This window comes from Ferrimonas senticii DSM 18821 (genome assembly GCF_000422665.1).
In the GTDB taxonomy this organism is placed as follows: domain Bacteria; phylum Pseudomonadota; class Gammaproteobacteria; order Enterobacterales; family Shewanellaceae; genus Ferrimonas; species Ferrimonas senticii.
The window spans coordinates 20819-39224 of the sequence record NZ_AUGM01000007.1; the positions used below are offsets into that span (position 1 = coordinate 20819).

The 18406-nt window shown below is 56.0% G+C and carries 15 protein-coding genes; 10 read left to right on the forward strand and 5 right to left on the reverse strand.

All coding sequences use genetic code 11. From position 1 onward, the window contains the following. Positions 1–4 precede the first annotated feature (4 nt). Positions 5–1054 (reverse strand): HlyD family secretion protein, encoded by a 1050-nt coding sequence (locus G506_RS0105495; protein WP_028115992.1) that lies wholly within the window; start codon positions 1052–1054, stop codon positions 5–7. Between the two features lie 254 nt (positions 1055–1308). On the opposite strand from G506_RS0105495, the gene G506_RS0105500 reads away from it, so the two are divergent. Then, entirely contained in the window at positions 1309–3087 is a 1779-nt protein-coding gene (locus tag G506_RS0105500) for a hypothetical protein (RefSeq protein WP_028115993.1), read from the forward strand. Between the two features lie 62 nt (positions 3088–3149). On the opposite strand, the gene G506_RS0105505 is transcribed toward G506_RS0105500, so the two are convergent. The 3 genes from G506_RS0105505 to G506_RS0105515 form a co-directional block, all read right to left on the reverse strand. Beyond that, a complete protein-coding gene (locus G506_RS0105505; protein ID WP_028115994.1) occupies positions 3150–4745 on the reverse strand; it encodes an ABC-F family ATPase in 1596 nt (531 codons plus the stop codon). Positions 4746–4871: 126 nt separating this feature from the next. Then, a complete protein-coding gene (locus G506_RS18925) occupies positions 4872–5147 on the reverse strand; it encodes a DUF3081 family protein (protein WP_051201928.1) in 276 nt (91 codons plus the stop codon). A gap of 186 nt (positions 5148–5333) precedes the next feature. After that, positions 5334–5714, reverse strand: coding sequence for a glutathione S-transferase N-terminal domain-containing protein (locus G506_RS0105515; protein ID WP_205619476.1), 381 nt, complete (start codon positions 5712–5714; stop codon positions 5334–5336). 121 nt (positions 5715–5835) lie between these two features. On the opposite strand from G506_RS0105515, the gene G506_RS0105520 reads away from it, so the two are divergent. The 5 genes from G506_RS0105520 to G506_RS0105540 all read left to right on the forward strand — a co-directional run bounded on the left by G506_RS0105520 (position 5836) and on the right by G506_RS0105540 (position 9956). Continuing rightward, positions 5836–7773, forward strand: coding sequence for a RecQ family ATP-dependent DNA helicase (locus tag G506_RS0105520; RefSeq protein ID WP_028115996.1), 1938 nt, complete (start codon positions 5836–5838; stop codon positions 7771–7773). A gap of 233 nt (positions 7774–8006) precedes the next feature. Next, positions 8007–8726 (forward strand): cytochrome c biogenesis CcdA family protein, encoded by a 720-nt coding sequence (locus tag G506_RS0105525; RefSeq protein ID WP_156904809.1) that lies wholly within the window; start codon positions 8007–8009, stop codon positions 8724–8726. 101 nt (positions 8727–8827) lie between these two features. After that, a complete protein-coding gene (locus tag G506_RS20350; RefSeq protein ID WP_156904810.1) occupies positions 8828–9139 on the forward strand; it encodes a hypothetical protein in 312 nt (103 codons plus the stop codon). 22 nt (positions 9140–9161) lie between these two features. Then, entirely contained in the window at positions 9162–9401 is a 240-nt protein-coding gene (locus G506_RS0105535) for a hypothetical protein (protein WP_156904811.1), read from the forward strand. A gap of 84 nt (positions 9402–9485) precedes the next feature. Next, positions 9486–9956 carry a YehS family protein gene (locus tag G506_RS0105540; protein WP_240473389.1) on the forward strand — a complete coding sequence of 157 codons (471 nt, stop codon included), beginning with the start codon at positions 9486–9488 and terminating at the stop codon, positions 9954–9956. Between the two features lie 705 nt (positions 9957–10661). Here the strand turns inward: G506_RS0105540 and G506_RS0105555 are convergent. Further along, positions 10662–13256, reverse strand: coding sequence for a molybdopterin oxidoreductase family protein (locus G506_RS0105555; RefSeq protein ID WP_028116000.1), 2595 nt, complete (start codon positions 13254–13256; stop codon positions 10662–10664). 374 nt (positions 13257–13630) lie between these two features. On the opposite strand from G506_RS0105555, the gene cobA reads away from it, so the two are divergent. The 4 genes from cobA (at position 13631) to G506_RS0105580 (ending at position 18397) form a co-directional block, all read left to right on the forward strand. Next, positions 13631–14473, forward strand: a complete 843-nt coding sequence (gene cobA, locus G506_RS18935) for a uroporphyrinogen-III C-methyltransferase (protein ID WP_084631195.1) — start codon at positions 13631–13633, stop codon at positions 14471–14473. Continuing rightward, on the forward strand, positions 14470–17034 hold the full coding sequence (gene nirB / locus G506_RS0105565) for a nitrite reductase large subunit NirB (RefSeq protein WP_028116001.1): 2565 nt from the start codon (positions 14470–14472) through the stop codon (positions 17032–17034). Before cobA ends, nirB begins: the two co-directional genes overlap by 4 nt. Further along, complete coding sequence (gene nirD / locus G506_RS0105570) at positions 17031–17360, forward strand: nitrite reductase small subunit NirD (protein ID WP_035387068.1); 330 nt, start codon at positions 17031–17033, stop codon at positions 17358–17360. The genes nirB and nirD overlap by 4 nt, the downstream gene beginning before the upstream one ends. Positions 17361–17668: 308 nt before the next feature. Further along, positions 17669–18397, forward strand: a complete 729-nt coding sequence (locus G506_RS0105580; RefSeq protein WP_028116003.1) for a basic amino acid ABC transporter substrate-binding protein — start codon at positions 17669–17671, stop codon at positions 18395–18397. Positions 18398–18406: the final 9 nt, after the last annotated feature.

An 18406-nucleotide genomic window follows, 5' to 3' on the forward strand; every position in this document is an offset into this window, starting at 1 on the left:
CTCCTTACACCAAGTAGCGCAACTGGGCTAATAGCGTCATCCAAGCACTGGCGAGTGGCCCCCACACAGGGGAATCAGACACCACCATCACGCTGGCTTTGGAGCCGGAAAACAGCTCTGGATTAAGGTTGGGCAGCTGTACTTGGACTCGAACCTTTTGCTGATCGCGGATCCAGCGGTCGTCATTGACCACACTGGCCAGATCGTTGGTATCGCTGCTGGCATCGTGCACCGCCAACTCACGGCCGCTAACGGTACCGATAAATACCTGTCCCGGCAGAGCATCAAACACCAACCGAACCTGGGCGCCGACGGTTAACTCACGGCTGCCCTTTTCATTGAAGTCGGCGTTCACCCAACCGTGCTGACGATCGACCAAAAACAGCACCGGGGCACCGGCACTGATAAAGGTACCTTGGCTTAAATTAAGGTTGCTGATCACCCCATCAAATGGCGCGACCACGGTGGTGTGTTGCAGATCAAGCTGAGCCAATTGCACCTGCGCTTGAGCTGCCGCCAAGGCGCCCTGCTCACTGCTCTGACGCAGTTCCGCTTGCAACCGGGCGACATCGGCTTGCGCGGCTTGCACCGCCTGCTGACGCACGCCGTTATCGGCCTCACTGTCATCCAGCTGCGATTGGCTGAGTAGGTTTTTGGCAAACAGCTGCTGATTGCGTTTGAACTGACGAGCAGAGTTGACCGCCTCTTGCTGACGCTGACTCAAGGTCGCTTGCGCGGCGGCCAGCTGTTGCTGCTTGGCTTGTTGCGCCTGCTGAGCTTCCACCAACGCCGCCTGCGCTTGGGTCACGGCCAACTGAAAGCGACTGGGATCGAGCTGCATCAACACCTGACCGGCTTTGACCTGTTGGCCATTATGGACCGCCAACTGAGCGATGGGCGCCGACACTTGGGCGGCAATCCGGCTGGTTGGTAGGTGCAACTGTGCTTGGGTAGTGAACGGTGCGACGTTATCGCTGGTCACCAGAAACAACGACAACAACGCCGCCGCCGTTAACACCGCCCATAACGCCCACTGATAAACTCTGCTCGCCATAATGTTTCACCTACAACATAAATCGATGCCGGCCAGTATACGCCGCATTGTTTTAGATGCAACATAACTAGTGCATTTAGTGTTCAATTCAAACCATGACAGCCAATCCGTTAGCCCGCGAACCACGATGGACAATTTGCGAGCAATCTCACAAATGCTCATTAATTAGTTTCAACAACAAACGGTTAGCTATAGGTAATGACTTCGACTCGCTTTACCATGCCGCCACTTTTTAGGCTTGGTAGAGGCACTTGATGAAACTTCACTCTTTCGCCCTTACGCTGGTTAGCGCGGCATTACTCAGCGCCTGTTCCGGCGGCAGCGACTCCCCGACTCCAGCAACTCAAATCCACGGAATGGCTTCGCAAGGGGGAACGATCCAGGGGTATATCAACGTCGCAGGTGCGGCCAAAGCAACCGCGCTTAAGCCAATCCATGACGGCAAATTCCAACTGGCACTCGATGGCCAACCGTTGCCGATGGTGATGCGCATTGAAGGCACCAGCGCCGGACAAGACGTCGAACTTTACAGCGTGGTACTGGATGGCGACGCCAGCTACATCAACTTGTCACCGCTGACCCGTGTGCTGATCAGTATGGTCACCGGAGTCGATGCCGAACAGGTGTATCAAAACCCTGCGAACTATCGCGAAGCTATGACTAAAGCGGCGTTTGCTGATGCGCAATCCGAGCTTAAAGAGAAGCTGGTACCGCTGTTTACTGCCGCCGAGGTCCCTCTCGACATCGATCTGCTGCGCGCCGAAAGCCGCGGTGATTACCAAGGGCTGGACGCGGTGATGGCGGTGCTGAAGTTTGCTTTTACTGCTACCGAAGTGGTTATCAGTGACAGCATTAGCCACAAGCAATTGAACTTCGATTACGCCACTGGTCATTGGGATGGCGAACTGCCATTGGAGTATTCAAAGCACGACCTGAACGTGGTTGCCGACGCCGATGCACTGATGGAAGAGATTATTCTGCTGAATAAAGACGAAGACCACCCTCGTCTTACTGAGCTCGTACACTCAGAGGCTGAATGGTTTGGTGCTATTGGCCAAACGGACGTCGTGGAAAACTTCCACAATGGTGCAAACGCCGAAGTGGGCGAGATGAACCGCTATCGCGATCTAGAGATCGTTGATAAAGACGGTGATAACAGCTACTTAATTGTGTTCACCGAACGCTTTGAACATGGCGTATTTGCCAATGCCAGTCGCCAGCGCGGTTGGTTTACCTACGAAGGCGACCAACTGACCTTCCAAGGCGATAAATACCAGCTGCCCACCTCTTCGAATCTGTTCTTCAAAGCCACTTGGCATGAAGCCGGCTATTTCTGGGCTGGCGAACAAGATTTCTTTGAGTGGCGCTTAGAGGTCGATGCTTTCCTAGACAGCGAGCGCTGCAGCACAATCGAAACGTCGCCAGTATTCATTGCCGATACCTTCCCTGAGTTCCGTGGCTTTAGCTCCGTTCGAGTTTCCGGCGAAGGAATTACCGACTACACCATCAACGCCATCTCTCGCGATGAAGCCAACGGCAACTGTCACTTAGGCTACATCAATGAACAAGGGCACTTCGAAAGCCCAATGATGAATGGCATTGTTATTAGCGATATGGCCGCAGTCGAAGGAAAACAAAATCTGACTTACACCATGACCTTCCTTAATGGCGCTGAACAACAAATTGCCGAAAAGTCATTTACCTTGAGTAAAGGTCCAACTGCTAAAGAGGAAATGCTCCAGCAGTTTATGGCTCGCAAAGCGTTTATCTCCGGCGAGCCGGAAAATTTCAGCTACCAATGGCAGCGTCCAAACCCATTTGTAATCGAAGCCGATCTTTGGGTGCACCATGGTGTTAATGGTGACAACCGAGTTCGCGTTGGCATCGACGATGGCAAGCAACAGGCACAAAGCGCCGATCTCTCTGAGGTCAAAATGGTATTCCATACCGCATTTGACCCATACGGGCGCCTACTGATGAATGCCTATGTCGGCCAAAATGGCGCGACCATTAGCAATACTCCCCTGCAGTAGGAGATACAAAAACAGCCGCTCAATGAGCGGCTGTTTTGTTATCCATCACAGGAACAGAAAGCTTAGCCTTCCAGACCCTGACTGCGCAGGTACTCTTCGTAGGTACCGTGGAAGTCGGTGATGCCATCGGCTTTCAGCTCGATGATGCGGGTCGCGATAGAAGATACAAACACGCGGTCGTGGGATACGAACAGCAGGGTACCTGGGTACTGCTCCAGCGAGGTGTTCAGTGCTTCAATCGATTCCATGTCCATGTGGTTGGTTGGCTCGTCCATCACCAGAATGTTTGGACGCTGCATCATCAGCTTGCCGAACAGCATGCGACCTTGCTCACCACCGGAGATCACTTTGGTGGACTTCTTGATGTCGTTGGCGCCAAACAGCATACGACCCAAGAAGGAACGGATCACCTGCTCGTCACCGCCGTCTTTGTTCCACTGGCTCATCCAATCGAACAGGTTCATGTCCTGCTCAAACTCGTGGGCGTGGTCCTGCGCGTAGTAACCGATGTTGCTGTTTTCAGACCACTTGATGGAACCCTCTTTGGCTTCCATGGCGCCCACTAGAGTGTGCAGCAGGGTGGATTTACCGATGCCGTTGGCACCGATGATGGCGATGCGCTCGCCCACATCCACTTTCAGATCCAGACCTTTGAACAGCAGCTCGCCGTCGTAGCCTTGACCCAGACCTTCCACTTCCAGCGCCTGACGGAACAGCTTCTTCTCTTGGTCGAAGCGGATGAACGGCGATTGACGGCTAGAGGCTTTCACTTCCGCCAGCTGGATCTTATCGATCTGCTTCGCACGAGAGGTGGCCTGACGTGCCTTAGAAGCGTTAGCAGAGAATCGCGCTACGAAGCCTTGCAGTTCCGCGATCTGGGCTTTCTTCTTAGCGTTGTCCGCCAGCAGACGCTCACGAGCTTGTGACGCCGCGGTCATGTACTCGTCGTAGTTACCTGGGTACACACGCAGCTCACCGTAGTCGATGTCGGCCATGTGGGTACACACGGAGTTCAGGAAGTGACGGTCGTGCGAGATGATGATCATGGTGCACTGACGGGCGTTCAGAACGTCTTCCAACCAGTGGATGGTGTGGATGTCCAAGTTGTTGGTTGGTTCGTCCAGCAGCATGATGTCTGGATCGGCGAACAGTACCTGTGCCAGCAGCACTCGTACTTTCAAACCCGGGGCTACCGCGCTCATTGGGCCAAAGTGCAGGCTCTCTTCCAAGCCCAGACCCAGCAGCAGTTCGCCTGCGCGAGCTTCGGCGGAGTAACCGTCCATCTCGGCAAATTCCACTTCCAGATCGGCCACTTTCATACCGTCTTCTTCAGACATCTCTGGCAGCGAGTAGATGCGGTCGCGCTCAGCTTTAACCTGCCACAACTCTTTGTGACCCATGATCACGGTGTCGATCACGCTGTATTCTTCAAAGGCCCACTGATCCTGACCCAGTTTGGCCACGCGGGTGTTCGCTTCCACTGCCACGTTACCGGAGCTTGGCTCCAGCTCACCGGAGAGGATCTTCATAAAGGTGGACTTACCGCAGCCGTTGGCGCCGATAAGACCGTAGCGGTTGCCGCCGCCAAACTTAACGCTGATGTTCTCAAACAGCGGCTTGGCGCCAAACTGCATGGTGATGTTATTGGCAATGATCATCGACATGAACCCTTGGAGTAAAAATAAACGCCGCAGGGTAGCCAAAGCCGCCCACTAGGGAAAGGACTTTTTTGCCGAAAATGACAACGCCCTGCGTTCGCAGGGCGTTATTGCCATCCAAGTGCCTTAATGCAATGGATTTAATGGCTGTTCGGAAACCAGCAGATTCATCGCATCGACAAACCGCTGAGTGGCCGCGTCATTCGGTGACACCAGCCGATAGGTGTTGTGAAAACCAATATCCAAACGGACATTATCGTGGCTTAACGAGATGTTGTAATCGTCCCAATCGCCTTCTGCAAAGAACCCTAAATATTCGCGGCCGCCATCGACTTCATAGCCCCGCTCCATCACCATCTGCACCGCCCTTAAGGCCGGGCTTACATCAATTCGCTCGTTCATGATCGCGCCCTTGTGTTGATAACGTGCATATCAAACACCTTGGCAGACCGGTCGCCCATGAAACAGATCAACAAATTTGTCAGGATTGGCAGCAATGACGTTGCAGATGATCTAGCGCAAAGGCGGAATGTTAGCGATGTTAACTGGGATAAGTCGCACTTAACGGTGCACTAACATTTGCCGCCATTATGCGGCGCCAAAGCGCTGCTCTAGATAAGCAATAATCTCGCTCGATTCATACATCCAGCGCACCTGATTACCTTCCTCAATACGCAAACAGGGCACCACCAGTTTGCCGCCTTCGGTGGCCAGTTGCTCACGGTAGGGGCTGCCGACCTTGGTACTGCGCAGAGCCATCGGCAGATTAAGCCGATGCAAGGTGCGGCGGGTCTTAATGCAAAACGGGCAGGCGTACAGTTGATACAGTGCTAGCCCGCTAAGTTGCTGCTCCACCTGCTGCTGCGCGTCACTACTGCGCTGCATGGGGCGCGGCCGCGTTAGCCAGTCAGCGAAGACCATAATTCGCCCTAGCCCTTCACGCAGTCCTTTGATTAACAATCCTTTCATTGGCTCTACTCCTTTACCTGCATCGTTTTGCGTTTCAGTATACGTACTCGCTAGGGGGAGCCAATGCCGACACCATAATCGCCGCCGTTGGCACCGCCCATAAATCACCACAAGGCCACTTATGTCCGCTTCAATTAACGCCAGCGAACTGCTGCAACAGCACTTTGGATTCAGCCAGTTTCGCCCCGGTCAGCAGCAAACCATTGAACACCTGCTAACGGGTCGCAGCGCTGCGGCGATCTTTCCTACCGGTTCCGGTAAATCGCTGTGCTATCAACTGCCAGCGATGGTGCTACCGCATCTGACTTTGGTGATCTCGCCACTGCTGGCACTGATGCAGGATCAATTGGCGTTTTTGCACAATAAAGGCATCGCCGCCGCCAGCATCGATTCGACCCAAAACTTCGAGCAAGCCAAACAGGTAATGCAGCAGGTGCGCGCCGGCCAAATTAAGGTGTTGATGATCTCGGTTGAGCGGCTCAAGAATGAACGCTTTCGCCAATTCATTAGCCAAGTGCCGATCAGTCTGTTGGTGGTCGATGAAGCCCACTGCATCAGTGAATGGGGCCACAACTTTCGCCCTGATTACCTGAAACTGCCGCACTACTGCCAGTCACTGAACATTCCCCAGGTACTGCTCCTGACAGCCACCGCCACCCCAGCGGTGATTGAAGATATGGCGGCAAAGTTTCAGATTGCCCCAGAGTGCATCACCACCACCGGCTTTTACCGCAGCAATCTCGATCTGTCGGTGGTGGCGGTTAGCCCACAGCAACGCAGCGACTATCTGGCGCGCTATCTGGATAAGGCCCGTGGCCAAGCGGCGATCGTCTATGTCACCCAGCAGCAAACCGCCGAACAGGTTGCTGGCCAACTGCAGCAACAAGGCCATCAGGTCTCGGCTTACCACGCCGGCATGGACAGCGACCGCCGCCAGCAGATCCAACAGCAGTTTATGGCGGGGCAGTTGCACTGCATCGTCGCCACCATCGCCTTTGGCATGGGCATCGATAAAGCCGACATTCGCCATGTGCTGCACTACGATCTGCCGAAATCGGTAGAGAACTACTCGCAAGAGATCGGTCGTGCCGGTCGCGACGGCAATCTTAGCCACTGTGTGGTGCTGGCCAACTTAAGCAACCGCGCGGTGCTGGAAAACTTCATCTTTGGCGATACCCCAGAGCCCGCCAGCATTCGCCATGTACTGGATGACATCGCCCAAGCCGGATCGCAGTGGGAGTTAATGGATCGGCAACTATCGAGTGCCAGCAATATCCGGCCGCTGCCGCTGCGCACCCTACTGGTTTACCTAGAGATGGCTGGATTGATTGAAGCCAAGTACAGCTACTTTGCCGAGGTTAAATTCAAGCTGTTGGTCACTGAAGAGCAACTGATTAATCGCTTTAGCGGCGAGCGCCAAGGGTTTGTGACGGCGCTGCTGCAAGCCTGCCAAAAAGCCCGGATCTGGTGGCAGGTCGACTTCGACGCGCTGTATCAGGTGTATGGCAGCGAGCGCAGCCGCGCCCTCGCCGCACTGGATTACTTTGCCGAACTGGGGCTGATTGAACTGCAAACCAAACAGATGACCGAGGTCTACGGCGTCGCCCAACCGCTGCCCGCATTGCAACCGTTATTGGAACAACTAAGCCAGCAGTTTGCCGACAAAGAGCGCAGTGAAGTGGCGCGGATCGACAATCTGCTCGGACTGCTGCAAACCCCAGATTGCGTTAGTCACGCTTTGGCCAGCTACTTTGGCGATCACGCCGCCCCCACAGCCTGCGGCCACTGCTCCGCCTGTCGCGGCCGCGCCGTCAGCTTGCCAGAACCACCGCCACTGGCGATCGCCGATGACAGTCAGCTAAGTGCGTGGTTAGCCCCGCTTAAGCAGGCCTTGCAGGAACAGCAACTCGCCTACAGCCCACGACTTGGCGCCCGTTACCTAAGCGCGCTGCCAAGCCCATGGCTGACCAAGTTAAAAGCCTCTAAGATGATCGGCTATGGCCAACAGGCACAACAACCGTTTTTGGCATTAGAGCAAGCTCTGTACAAGCTAACCTAACGCCTTTGATCATTGGCATGTGGGGTTCGACAAACCAGCACATGCCTTGATCACAGTTTACTCAGTAACACGATGGGAGAACTCGACTTACCAACGTTAGTTCGATAAAACCAGATATATCAAAATCCAGATTTAACTCCTAATGTTACTACTACCTCAACTTGCTTATATCGGCGGTCAATCACCGGCGTCTACTGACGATCGAAACTCACAGCCAGCCGCTGGCGGTTATCATGATTGATCTTGCCCACCTTGGCTTGTTTGGTGCCTTTGCTGCAGGACTGATCTCATTTTTATCGCCATGCTCGCTGATTTTAATGCCCGGTTATTTGTCCTTTCTGGGCGGCAAAAGCCAATCTCACAAGCAGGTTATCAATCACAGCCTGTACTTTATCTCTGGCTTATTAACGTTCTTCGCCGCGCTCGCTATCGGCACTACCTATGTCGCCCGCTTCGTCCGTGATTACCAAGCGGAGTTTCAATCCGTTGCTGGCATTTTCATTATCTTATTTGGCTTAACCACCTTAGGCTGGATTACCTTCCCAAACAGCCGCAGCAGTGACTGCAGCTGTAATAAACCAACCGTAATTAGCCCCAAATCAGCCGTTGCCTCTTTTACCTTGGGAATTGCCTTTGCCTTTGGCCGCTCCCCCTGCGCCGGCCCGATCTTAAGCGCCATCGTCGCCTATAGCGCCACCGCAACAACCGCCGCCAGCGGCATGCCAATGCTCGTTGCTTATGCGTTCGGTTTTATCTTGCCGTTTCTCTTGATGGCTTTTTACTTCAAGCATCTGGATAAAATCTTGCCGTCGCTAACTCGGATCGGGCAGAAATTAACGCCAATCTTTGGCGGTTTACTGGTGTTCTTTGGTGGGATCATGGCCACCGGGCAGCTGCCGTGGATCTCTTATCAACTGTCGATCGCTTTTCCCGGGATTGTTCATCTCGGTTAATGCAGGTTCGCTGCCATCAGCACGACCATAGCCCAACAACGTTGAAGCGTTTACCATGGTTGTCCGGCGTTATCAGCATCAATTCAGCGTTAGGACAACCGATGAAAAAGATATTGTTGGCACTGCTTTGTGTACCGTTAGTCGCATGTCAGAGCCCCACCGTCGCCCCCCAAGCCGTCGAGGCCTATGACTGCTCGCCCACCGGGCTGGAACGCATCGAGCGTTATGTCGATTCCAGCGATGGCCGAGGCCATGGCCCCGATATCGGTTCACTTGAGTGGTACGGCAGCATCGAGCATCGACTCAAAATCAAACAGGATCCGCAGCTGCCGCCAGCGCAAACCGAGGCTTGGTGCCACTATCTGTGGCAACATTACCTACCTGCCGATGCCAGCAACTCGGCCTCCCAATAACGATTAAGTAGTTGATGAAAATATGGATATTAGACATCGCTTGATTAACCTAATGACCGGCCTGTTTGCCGCATTTCTGGCGCTATTGGCGGTCACCTCGCTGTACATCGCCGTGCGCGACCAAAGCACCGAGCCACTGCTGTTTTACTGGCTCGCCTGCCTGGTGCTCAGCGGCGGTTACTGGCTGCTGATCAGCACCGTCGCGTGGTTGCTGGTGGGCCGCTTTGCCATTTGGTTTGAACCGAGCCAATTTAAACGCTAACGCCGCTACAGCAACTGCGGAAATCCGAGCAAATCGCCGCCAAATCCCCTACCATTGGCGGCGATTTTTTATTTGGAAGCGATCATGATCCTGCAAAACGACCTGCTGCGCCAACTGCGCTACGCCCTGAAATTCAACAATCCTGACGTGATTGCGGTGTTTGCGTTGATGAATTACCCAATCAGCCAGGACGAATTGGATCACCTGCTAAAGAAAGAAGATGAAGCTGGCTTCGTCCCATGTCGTGACCGTACTTTGGCGGCGTTTCTGGATGGTTTGATCATCAAAAACCGCGGCATTCAAGAGGGTCGCGAGCCACAACTGCTGGCGGCCAAAGCGCGCCTGTCCAACAACGACATTCTGCGCAAACTGCGGATCGCTTTGGAACTGAAAGACACCGACATCATCGCCATCTTGGCGCTGGCCGGCTTTAAGATCAGCAAAACCGAACTGTCAGCGCTGTTCCGCGCCCCAGATCACCGCAACTTCCAAGTATGTGGCGACCAGCTGCTGCGCAACTTTGTCCGCGGTTTGGGGAAGCGTAATCGCGCTTAAGGTGGTTTTCGCCCAGCGGCGAACCCATCAGCTTGAATCAACCAAGGCGGCCCGAGTGGCCGCCTTGGTCGTTGTTGGCATCACCTCGGGCAGCCAGCAACGCTCTTGCTTTTACTGACCACTACAAACTAATTACTCCCAACTCTGTTCTCTTTGCCTCCGGCGGCCACGGGGCGCTGCCCCATTGGATTCCCCTGCGCCTCCAAGGTTGACGAAAGCCCCTCGTTCTCACCGCACTTCGCGGCAGCATCGGCCCGAGGCGGCATCCCTGCCTTCACGGGCCTCTCGGGCATCCTGCCCTCGGCTTGCCGCTACGTTTGCGGTTTCACTCGGCGTCAACAAGTCGGCTTAGAGCACTCTGAATTACCCTCATCGAAAGCAGAAATGTCAGCAGTTTGCTGTAACGGTTGCGCCAACGGGCTTGCCCCGACTCGCGGCGCTGAGCGATGTGCTCTGCATTGAGGCCGCAGGCCATGGACGGCGCATCAGCGCAGTGCCGAAAGGAGCAGCACAAGGAGCGAAGGGGTGTCGCCGTGTTGGAGGCTTTCGGGTGTGCAGAGGGCACAGCCCTCGCCCGCCGGAGGCTAATGGCTATGGAATAAGAGATTGAATAACATAGATATTCGCTACTGCCACTGACGATTTCGCTCTTACTGCCTACTACAAACTAATCACTGCTAACTCTTTCATCCTGCCAGCGGCGACTTAGCTGGCAACGGTTAGCTCGCTTTGCTGTTGCCGACACAGACCGCTGATCTCCATTTGGCAGACGCCGCAACCGCCGCCAGCGCCGCAGGCTTGCTGCACTGCGGCGGGGGTGGCAGCGCCAGCGGCGATCGCCTGTTCGACTTCGGCTTGGCTAACGCCAACACAGCTGCATAACAGTTGTCGATGATCGCCGCCCAGCAAGGCGTTCACTAACGGCGCGGCCAGCGGTTGCCCCAAGGCCTGTTGCCAGCCATCCCCCGCCAGTTGTTGGCGGGACTGTGCCAACCGCAGCGCCGCACTAAGGTGGCCATCGCGCTGATAAACCGCACCATAACTGCCACTGCCGCCCAGCTCACTGTGTAATCTCCCAAGCTTATCGGCTTTGCTTACCAACCACTGCTGCCAAGCGCCGCTGTCGCGGTCATCCGCGAACCACCACAGGGTCCCCTGTTGCAATCGCTGCGCAGCCCAAAACGTCAGATGCTGCAGGGGCGGCTCGACGCCATTTGGTAGTAACAATTGCCCCCACCATAGCGGCGCCTTAGCGCGATAGCCTTTGATATCGACGCGGGCGGCTTTAAACGCCGGTTGCTGCGAATCGCCATCCAACTGCGACGACTGCCAGCGATCCACCGCATGATTAACCGAACCGACGCTGCAGTTATGGCGATTAAAGTGCAGCGCCGCGAACAGGTCGCCGCGGCGCAGATCGCTATCGAGCAGTAACGGCCAACATTGACCTTCCAATTCGACCAAGCCATCAACGGCTAAGCCCAACTCGGCCGCATCATCGGGATGAACGTGCAGCTGCGGATAGGGGCGATGGCCACTGAGCTTATCAACGCTACCGGTGCGGGTCATGCTGTGCCACTGATCCCGATAGCGACCGCTATTAAGCACAAACCGGCCTTTGCCGCGACGCCGCTGTGGCCGCTGCAACTGCAATTTGGGATTGGCGATGGTCAGTCGCTGTGACAGCAGTTGCAACGGTTTGCCCTTGGGCTGGGGCCATTGCAGTGGCGGTAACTGCTGATATTGATTGTCAGTTAGTGTCGCCAGCGCGCTGATATCAAACTCGCCGCCGTTGATGGCGCTGCTGCTGGCATGCTCGCGAAAAATCGCCGCCGCATCGGCGTAGTTAAAGCCCTCGGCAAAGCCCATCGCCTTAGCCACCTCGCATACAATTTGCCAATCGGCTTTGGCCAGCGCCGGTGCCGTGGCAAAACCGCGCTGGCGCGAGATCCGCCGCTCGGCATTGGTGACGGTACCGCTCTTTTCGCCCCACGCTTTGGCAGGCAGCAGCACATCCGCCAGCGCCATGGTGTCATTGCTGGCCACCACATCGCTAACCACCACCGTCGGGCATCGTTTTAACGCCCGCCGAACCAGATCGCTGTCCGGCAAACTGACCGCCGGATTGGTGCCGATAATCCACACCGCTTTGATCTTGCCCGCCGCCATCGCCTCAAACATCGGCACCGCCGTTAAGCCCGTAGTGCCAGCCATGGTCGGGGCTTGCCACAGTTGCTGCAACTGCGCGGCCTTGTCGGTTTCAGCAAAATCGATGTGCGCCGCCAGCGCAGTCGCTAAGCCGCCAACCTCGCGCCCGCCCATGGCATTCGGTTGGCCGGTGATCGAAAACGGCCCCGCCCCCGGTTTGCCGATCCGGCCGGTGACGATATGACAGTTGATGATGGCATTGGCGTTGGCAACACCGTTAACCGATTGGTTGCTGCCCATTGAAAAGCCGCTGACGGTGCGCTCGCATTCGGCAAACCAGCGATAGAAGGTGGCAATGTCAGCGGGTTTCAGCCCGGTTTGCTCGGCCACCTGCCCTAGGGAATACTCCAATAGCGGCGAGACCAACTGCGCCAGCCCCTGTTGCTGCAACTGCTTTAGCAAACCATTAAACAGCACCAAGTCACTGTCCGGCTTAAGCTGCAGGTGCAGATCCGCCGCTTCGCTGGTGGCGGTTTGGCGCGGATCGATCACCACCAATTTCAGCTTGGGTCGTTTCGCTTTCGCCGCCATTAACCGTTGAAACAACACCGGATGACACCACGCCAAATTACTGCCCACCAGCACCACCAAGTCCGCCAGCTCAAAGTCTTCATAGCAGCCCGGCACCAGATCAGCACCAAACGCTTTTTTATGGGCCACCACCGCCGACGACATGCACAAGCGCGAATTGGTATCGACATTGGCACTGCCGATAAATCCCTTCATCAACTTATTAGCCACGTAGTAATCCTCGGTCAGCAACTGCCCCGACAGATAAAACGCCACCGAATCAGGCCCGTGTTCGGCAATCGCTTGGCTAAAGCGACTGGCGACGTGGGCGATCGCCCGTGGCCAACTCTCAGCTCGGCCATTGATCTTCGGCGTCAGCAATCGCCCTTGGTGGCTTAAGGTGGCGCCAAGGCTACGCCCCTTAGCGCATAAGTTGCCAAAGTTGGCCGGATGATGCGGATCGCCACTGATCTGATAGCTCGGCTGCGCATCTGCGTCAGCAACAGGCGTCGCCACCACCCCGCAGCCAACACCGCAATAGGGACAGGTGCTACGAACGGATGAACAGTCAGAATCAGACACGGGCGGCCTCGGCGGTGGTTATCGGTTTGCCCCGATCCAAGCAAGAGCAGCGCCAGCCGCTTGGTGAAATTCCCCACCCCCACAAATTCAACAAAAATCAATCTAAATCAATTACTTGATCTAAGACGGCAGCCAAATCAGCAACCCCCCAGTTGCACCAGCGCCGTGCTTTTTCCCTATGTTGGGGCAATCGCCGCGTTACCTCGGTGCAGCTGACCACAGCCACGGTTGCCAATGACAACGATGATCGGTCGCCATTAAAAACATAAGCGCATGTTTTTAATGGCAATAGCTCACAATTTCAGCACCTTAGTCGACTCTGGCACCGCTCTTGCCATCGGTTTGCTACTCAACCACATCACTAGGGGATTGCGATGGCGCTCACTGATAACCATAACTCGCCGACGGTCTCGTCACCGCGACCACCAGCACGGCCGCCGGTTTACCTGATTGGCGCAGGCCCCGGCGATCCAGAACTGCTGACACTAAAAGCCTACAAAGCGATCAAGCAGGCCGAAGTCGTGCTGTATGACAACCTTGTCAGCGAACCGATTCGGGCACTTTTCCCCGCCACTGCCGAACTGATTTACGTCGGCAAGCAGCGCCATCGCCATCAGCTCAGTCAAGGCGATATCGAAGCGCAACTGGTGGCTTTTGCGCAAACCGGAAAACGGGTAGTGCGGGTTAAAGGCGGCGATCCGTTGGTCTTTGGTCGCGGCAGTGAAGAGCTACTGGCGCTGGCCAAACAGGGGATCGATGCCGAGGTTATTGCCGGCATCACCGCCGCCAACGGTTGCGGCAGCAGCAGCGAGATCCCGCTGACCCATCGCGGCTTAGCCCAAGGCTGCACTTTTGTCACCGGCCACGGCCGCAATGAGCAGCCTATCGATTGGTCATTTCTGGCGGCGGCCAACCATACCTTGGTGTTCTACATGGGGCTTAATGCGCTGCCGCAAATTCGTCAGCAACTGTGCCAACACGGCATGGCCGCCAACACCCCAGTGGCGCTGGTCGAAAATGGTTGCCGCCCACAGCAGCGGCTCATCCACACCAGCCTTGAACAGATGGCGCACGATGCACTGCGAGCGCAGTTGCAAAGCCCAACACTGATCTACGTTGGCGCCGTCACCGAACTGCCACTGCAACTGGCGCAGTTGCGCGCCCAAGCCGCCAGCAACCCATCCCAATTCGCCACCTTGGCCAAGGAGAGCGCATGACCCAGCCCATTATCGCCATCGTCGGCAACGGCATGGTTGGCCACCATCTGGTGGAGCAACTGCAACACAACTGCAATCTGCAACTGCGGGTGTTTTGTGAAGAACCACGACTGGCTTACGACCGCGTCCAGCTAACCCGCTATTTTGCCGAGGGCGACGCCGCCGGTCTGATGCTGGCCAATGCCGACAGCTACCACAATGCTGGGGTACTGGCGCACGTTAATACCAAGGTCGAACGGATCGATCGCCAGCAGCAACTGCTGCACTGCAGCGACGGTGAACACTACCGCTACGATAAGCTGGTGTTGGCAACCGGTTCCTACCCGTTTATCCCGCCGATCCCCGGCAACCAGCAACCGCACATCCACCCCTACCGCACCATCGAGGATCTGGATGCCATCAAGGCGTCCGCCGAGCACAGCCGAGTTGGGGTGGTGATCGGTGGCGGACTGCTGGGGTTAGAGGCGGCCAACGCCCTGAAAACCTTAGGACTTGAAACCCATGTGGTGGAGTTCGCACCGCGACTAATGGCGGTGCAACTGGATGACGACGGCGGCGCCCTGCTGCAACGCAAAATCGAAGCGCTGGGGGTGCAGGTGCACACCAGCAAAGCCACCAAGGTGATCGCCGCCGGGCAAGCCAACCGCTATCAACTGCAGTTTAACGACGGCAGCGTGCTGGATACCGATATGGTGGTGTTCTCTGCCGGTATTCGACCACAGGATGCGCTCGCGCGGCAGGCCGAACTTAGCGTTGGCGAACGCGGCGGCATCGTCATCAATGATCACTGCCAAACCAGCGACCACGACATCTACGCCATCGGCGAATGCGCGCTGTGGCAAAACCGCCTGTTCGGCTTAGTCGCCCCCGGCTATCAGATGGCCAAGGTGGCGGCGGCGCAACTGCAACGGCAACTGTTGGGGGATGATAGCCACGCCGATAAGCAATTTAGCGGTGCCGATATGAGCACCAAGTTAAAACTGCTGGGGGTCGATGTGGCCAGCATCGGCGATGCCCACGGCCAGACTGAAGGGTCAATCAGCTACTGCTTTCACGACCACGGCGCCGGCGTCTACAAAAAGATCGTTATCGATGCCAGCGCCAGCAAGCTGCTAGGGGCGGTACTGGTTGGCGATAACAGCGACTATCCGACGCTGCTGCAACTGTGTTTAAACCAACTGCCACTGCCAGAGCCGGTGCAAAGCCTACTGATCCCCGCCGCCGAAGCGGGCAGCGCAACCAGCGCCGCCGGCGTTGGCGCCCTGCCCGACAGCGCTCAGATCTGCTCCTGCTACGACGTTAGCAAAGGGCAACTGCTGGAACAGATCGACGGATTAATGAGTGATGGCAACTGCGATCTCGCCAGCCTCAAAGCCTGCAGTAAGGCCGGGACTGGCTGCGGCGGCTGTGGCCCGCTGGTCGGTCAGCTACTGGATAGTGAACTGGCTAATCGCGGCATCGAGGTGGATAACTCACTGTGTCAGCATTTTAGCTACAGCCGTGTGGAACTGTTCGACATCATCCGCATCAAGCAGATCAAAACCTTTGAAGCCCTGCTGGCGCACTGTGGCCAAGGCGGCGGCTGCGAAATTTGCCGTCCGGCGGTTGGCTCGATGCTGGCATCGCTGTGGAACGACTACATCTTGGAAGACAGCCACGCGCCGCTGCAAGACACCAACGATCGCTTCTTGGCCAATATGCAGAAAAACGGCACCTATTCGGTGGTGCCGCGGGTGCCCGGCGGCGAGATCACCCCCGACAAACTGATCGTCCTCGGCCAAGTGGCCAAAGAATTTAACCTCTACACCAAGATCACCGGCGGCCAGCGCATCGATCTGTTTGGCGCCCAGTTACATCAACTGCCGCAGATCTGGCAGCAACTGGTGGACGCCGGTTTTGAAACCGGCCACGCCTACGGCAAAGCGATGCGCACGGTAAAATCCTGTGTCGGCTCTAGCTGGTGTCGCTACGGCGTACAAGACAGCACCACCATGGCGATCGACATCGAAAAGCGCTATCGCGGGGTGCGCTCGCCGCACAAGATCAAACTGGCGGTATCCGGTTGCGCCCGCGAATGCGCCGAAGCCCAAAGCAAAGACTTTGGGGTGATCGCCACCGAAGCGGGTTGGAATCTCTACGTTGGCGGTAACGGCGGCATGCGCCCACGTCACGCCGATCTGTTTGCCAGCGATCTGGATGACGCCACCCTGATCGCCTACATCGATCGGATCATGATGTTCTACGTGCGCACCGCCGAACGGCTGCAACGCACCTCGGTATGGCTGGAAAACCTCGATGGCGGCTTGGGCTACCTAAAACAGGTGGTGATCGACGACAAACTGGGGCTGTGCGCCGACTTAGAAGCGCAGATGGCCAACCTTATCGACAGCTACCAATGCGAGTGGGCAACCACCTTGCAAAGCCCAGAGAAACTGCAACGCTTCAGCCACTTTATCAACAGCGATCAACCCGACAGTGGGGTGCAGTTTGAACAGCAGCGCGGTCAAATCCAACCTAAATCCAGCGCCGCAGAGCAGATCAACATAGTGGAGGTATCATGAATCAGCAGCAATGGCATCGCGTTTGCCAACTTAGCGATCTGCTGCCGGACGTTGGCGCCTGCGCCCTAATCGGCCAGCAGCAGATCGCCCTGTTTCGGTTAGCCAATGACCGACTGTACGCCATCGACAACCACGATCCGCTTGGCGGTGCCAATGTGTTATCGCGGGGGTTATTGGCAGAGCTGAACGGCCAACAGACCATCAGCTCGCCGCTGCATCGCCACCACTACTGCCTCGACAGCGGCCAATGTCTGCAAGATCAAGCGGTCAAGCTGACCACCTATCCAGTCAAAGTTGAAGATGGCCAAGTGCTGCTAGCACTGTAATGCCAGGGCGACAGCGACTTGATCTGAATCCACCCCAACGGGAGCCCAAGTGGCTCCCGCTTTCATGAATAACCATTCATCCAACCCTACAATTTCAACGGCTATCATCGGTGTCACTCAAGCCCACGCGCAAAGCGACGATAACAGTAGGTAAACCGCTGCAATCAATGCTCAACAGAGATCAAACCACAATTGCATTCAAAATCATTTTAAATGAATAACTATTGACATAAATTGCATCGATATTTACAGTGCATTCATTCGCAGCCAACGCTGCCCCGATTTGATAACGATAAGAGAATACGATGATGAACAAGACCGTTGCCGCCCTCGCACTGACCACCCTCGCCCTGACCGGTTGTGGCGAAGAAACCAAGAAACAACAACTGATTGTCGGCACCAACGCCACCTTCCCTCCGTTTGAATACGTCGGTGGCGAAAGCGGTACTGAGATCCTCGGTTTTGATATCGACATCGCCAAGCAAATTGCCGCCGACGCGGGCAAAGAGCTGGTGATCAAAGACATGAAATTCGATTCGCTGATCGTGGCGCTGAACGCCGGCAAGATCGATATGGTGGCGGCAGGGATGACCATCACCCCAGAGCGGCAGCAAAACGCCGATTTCTCCAAGCCCTACTACGAAGCCACCCAATATGTGATCACCCAACAGGGTGTCAGCTTCAGCAGCAGTGAACAGCTGAAAGGCAAGAAGATTGCGGTGCAGCTGGGCACCACCGGCGACACCATCGCCCAAGAGCTAACCAGCGACGTCGCCTCGTTTAACAGCGGCTTTGAAGCGGTGATGGAGCTTTCCAACGGCAAAGTGGACGCGGTGCTGTTTGATGCCGCCCCAGCCAAAAACCTGATCGCCGGTAAGCCGCAACTGCAAGGCGCCCTGCTGGAGTTCAACCCAGAGTTCTACGGTTTTGCCGTGGCCAAAGGCAACAGCGAAATGCTGGCGCAAATCAACGCCACCCTCGACAAGATGCAAGCCGATGGCAGCTACAACGCGCTGCTGACCAAGCACATCAAATAAGGCGTTATT

Coding starts and splice junctions, on each gene's coding strand:
- nirB (WP_028116001.1), top strand. CDS start 14,470: ATGACCCAGCCCATTATCGCCATCGTCGGCAACGGCATGGTTGGCCAC.
- G506_RS0105500 (WP_028115993.1), top strand. CDS start 1,309: ATGAAACTTCACTCTTTCGCCCTTACGCTGGTTAGCGCGGCATTACTC.
- G506_RS0105495 (WP_028115992.1), bottom strand. CDS start 1,054: ATGGCGAGCAGAGTTTATCAGTGGGCGTTATGGGCGGTGTTAACGGCG.
- G506_RS0105525 (WP_156904809.1), top strand. CDS start 8,007: ATGATTGATCTTGCCCACCTTGGCTTGTTTGGTGCCTTTGCTGCAGGA.
- G506_RS20350 (WP_156904810.1), top strand. CDS start 8,828: ATGAAAAAGATATTGTTGGCACTGCTTTGTGTACCGTTAGTCGCATGT.
- nirD (WP_035387068.1), top strand. CDS start 17,031: ATGAATCAGCAGCAATGGCATCGCGTTTGCCAACTTAGCGATCTGCTG.
- G506_RS18925 (WP_051201928.1), bottom strand. CDS start 5,147: ATGAACGAGCGAATTGATGTAAGCCCGGCCTTAAGGGCGGTGCAGATG.
- G506_RS0105535 (WP_156904811.1), top strand. CDS start 9,162: ATGGATATTAGACATCGCTTGATTAACCTAATGACCGGCCTGTTTGCC.
- G506_RS0105515 (WP_205619476.1), bottom strand. CDS start 5,714: ATGAAAGGATTGTTAATCAAAGGACTGCGTGAAGGGCTAGGGCGAATT.
- cobA (WP_084631195.1), top strand. CDS start 13,631: ATGGCGCTCACTGATAACCATAACTCGCCGACGGTCTCGTCACCGCGA.
- G506_RS0105505 (WP_028115994.1), bottom strand. CDS start 4,745: ATGATCATTGCCAATAACATCACCATGCAGTTTGGCGCCAAGCCGCTG.
- G506_RS0105540 (WP_240473389.1), top strand. CDS start 9,486: ATGATCCTGCAAAACGACCTGCTGCGCCAACTGCGCTACGCCCTGAAA.
- G506_RS0105520 (WP_028115996.1), top strand. CDS start 5,836: ATGTCCGCTTCAATTAACGCCAGCGAACTGCTGCAACAGCACTTTGGA.
- G506_RS0105580 (WP_028116003.1), top strand. CDS start 17,669: ATGAACAAGACCGTTGCCGCCCTCGCACTGACCACCCTCGCCCTGACC.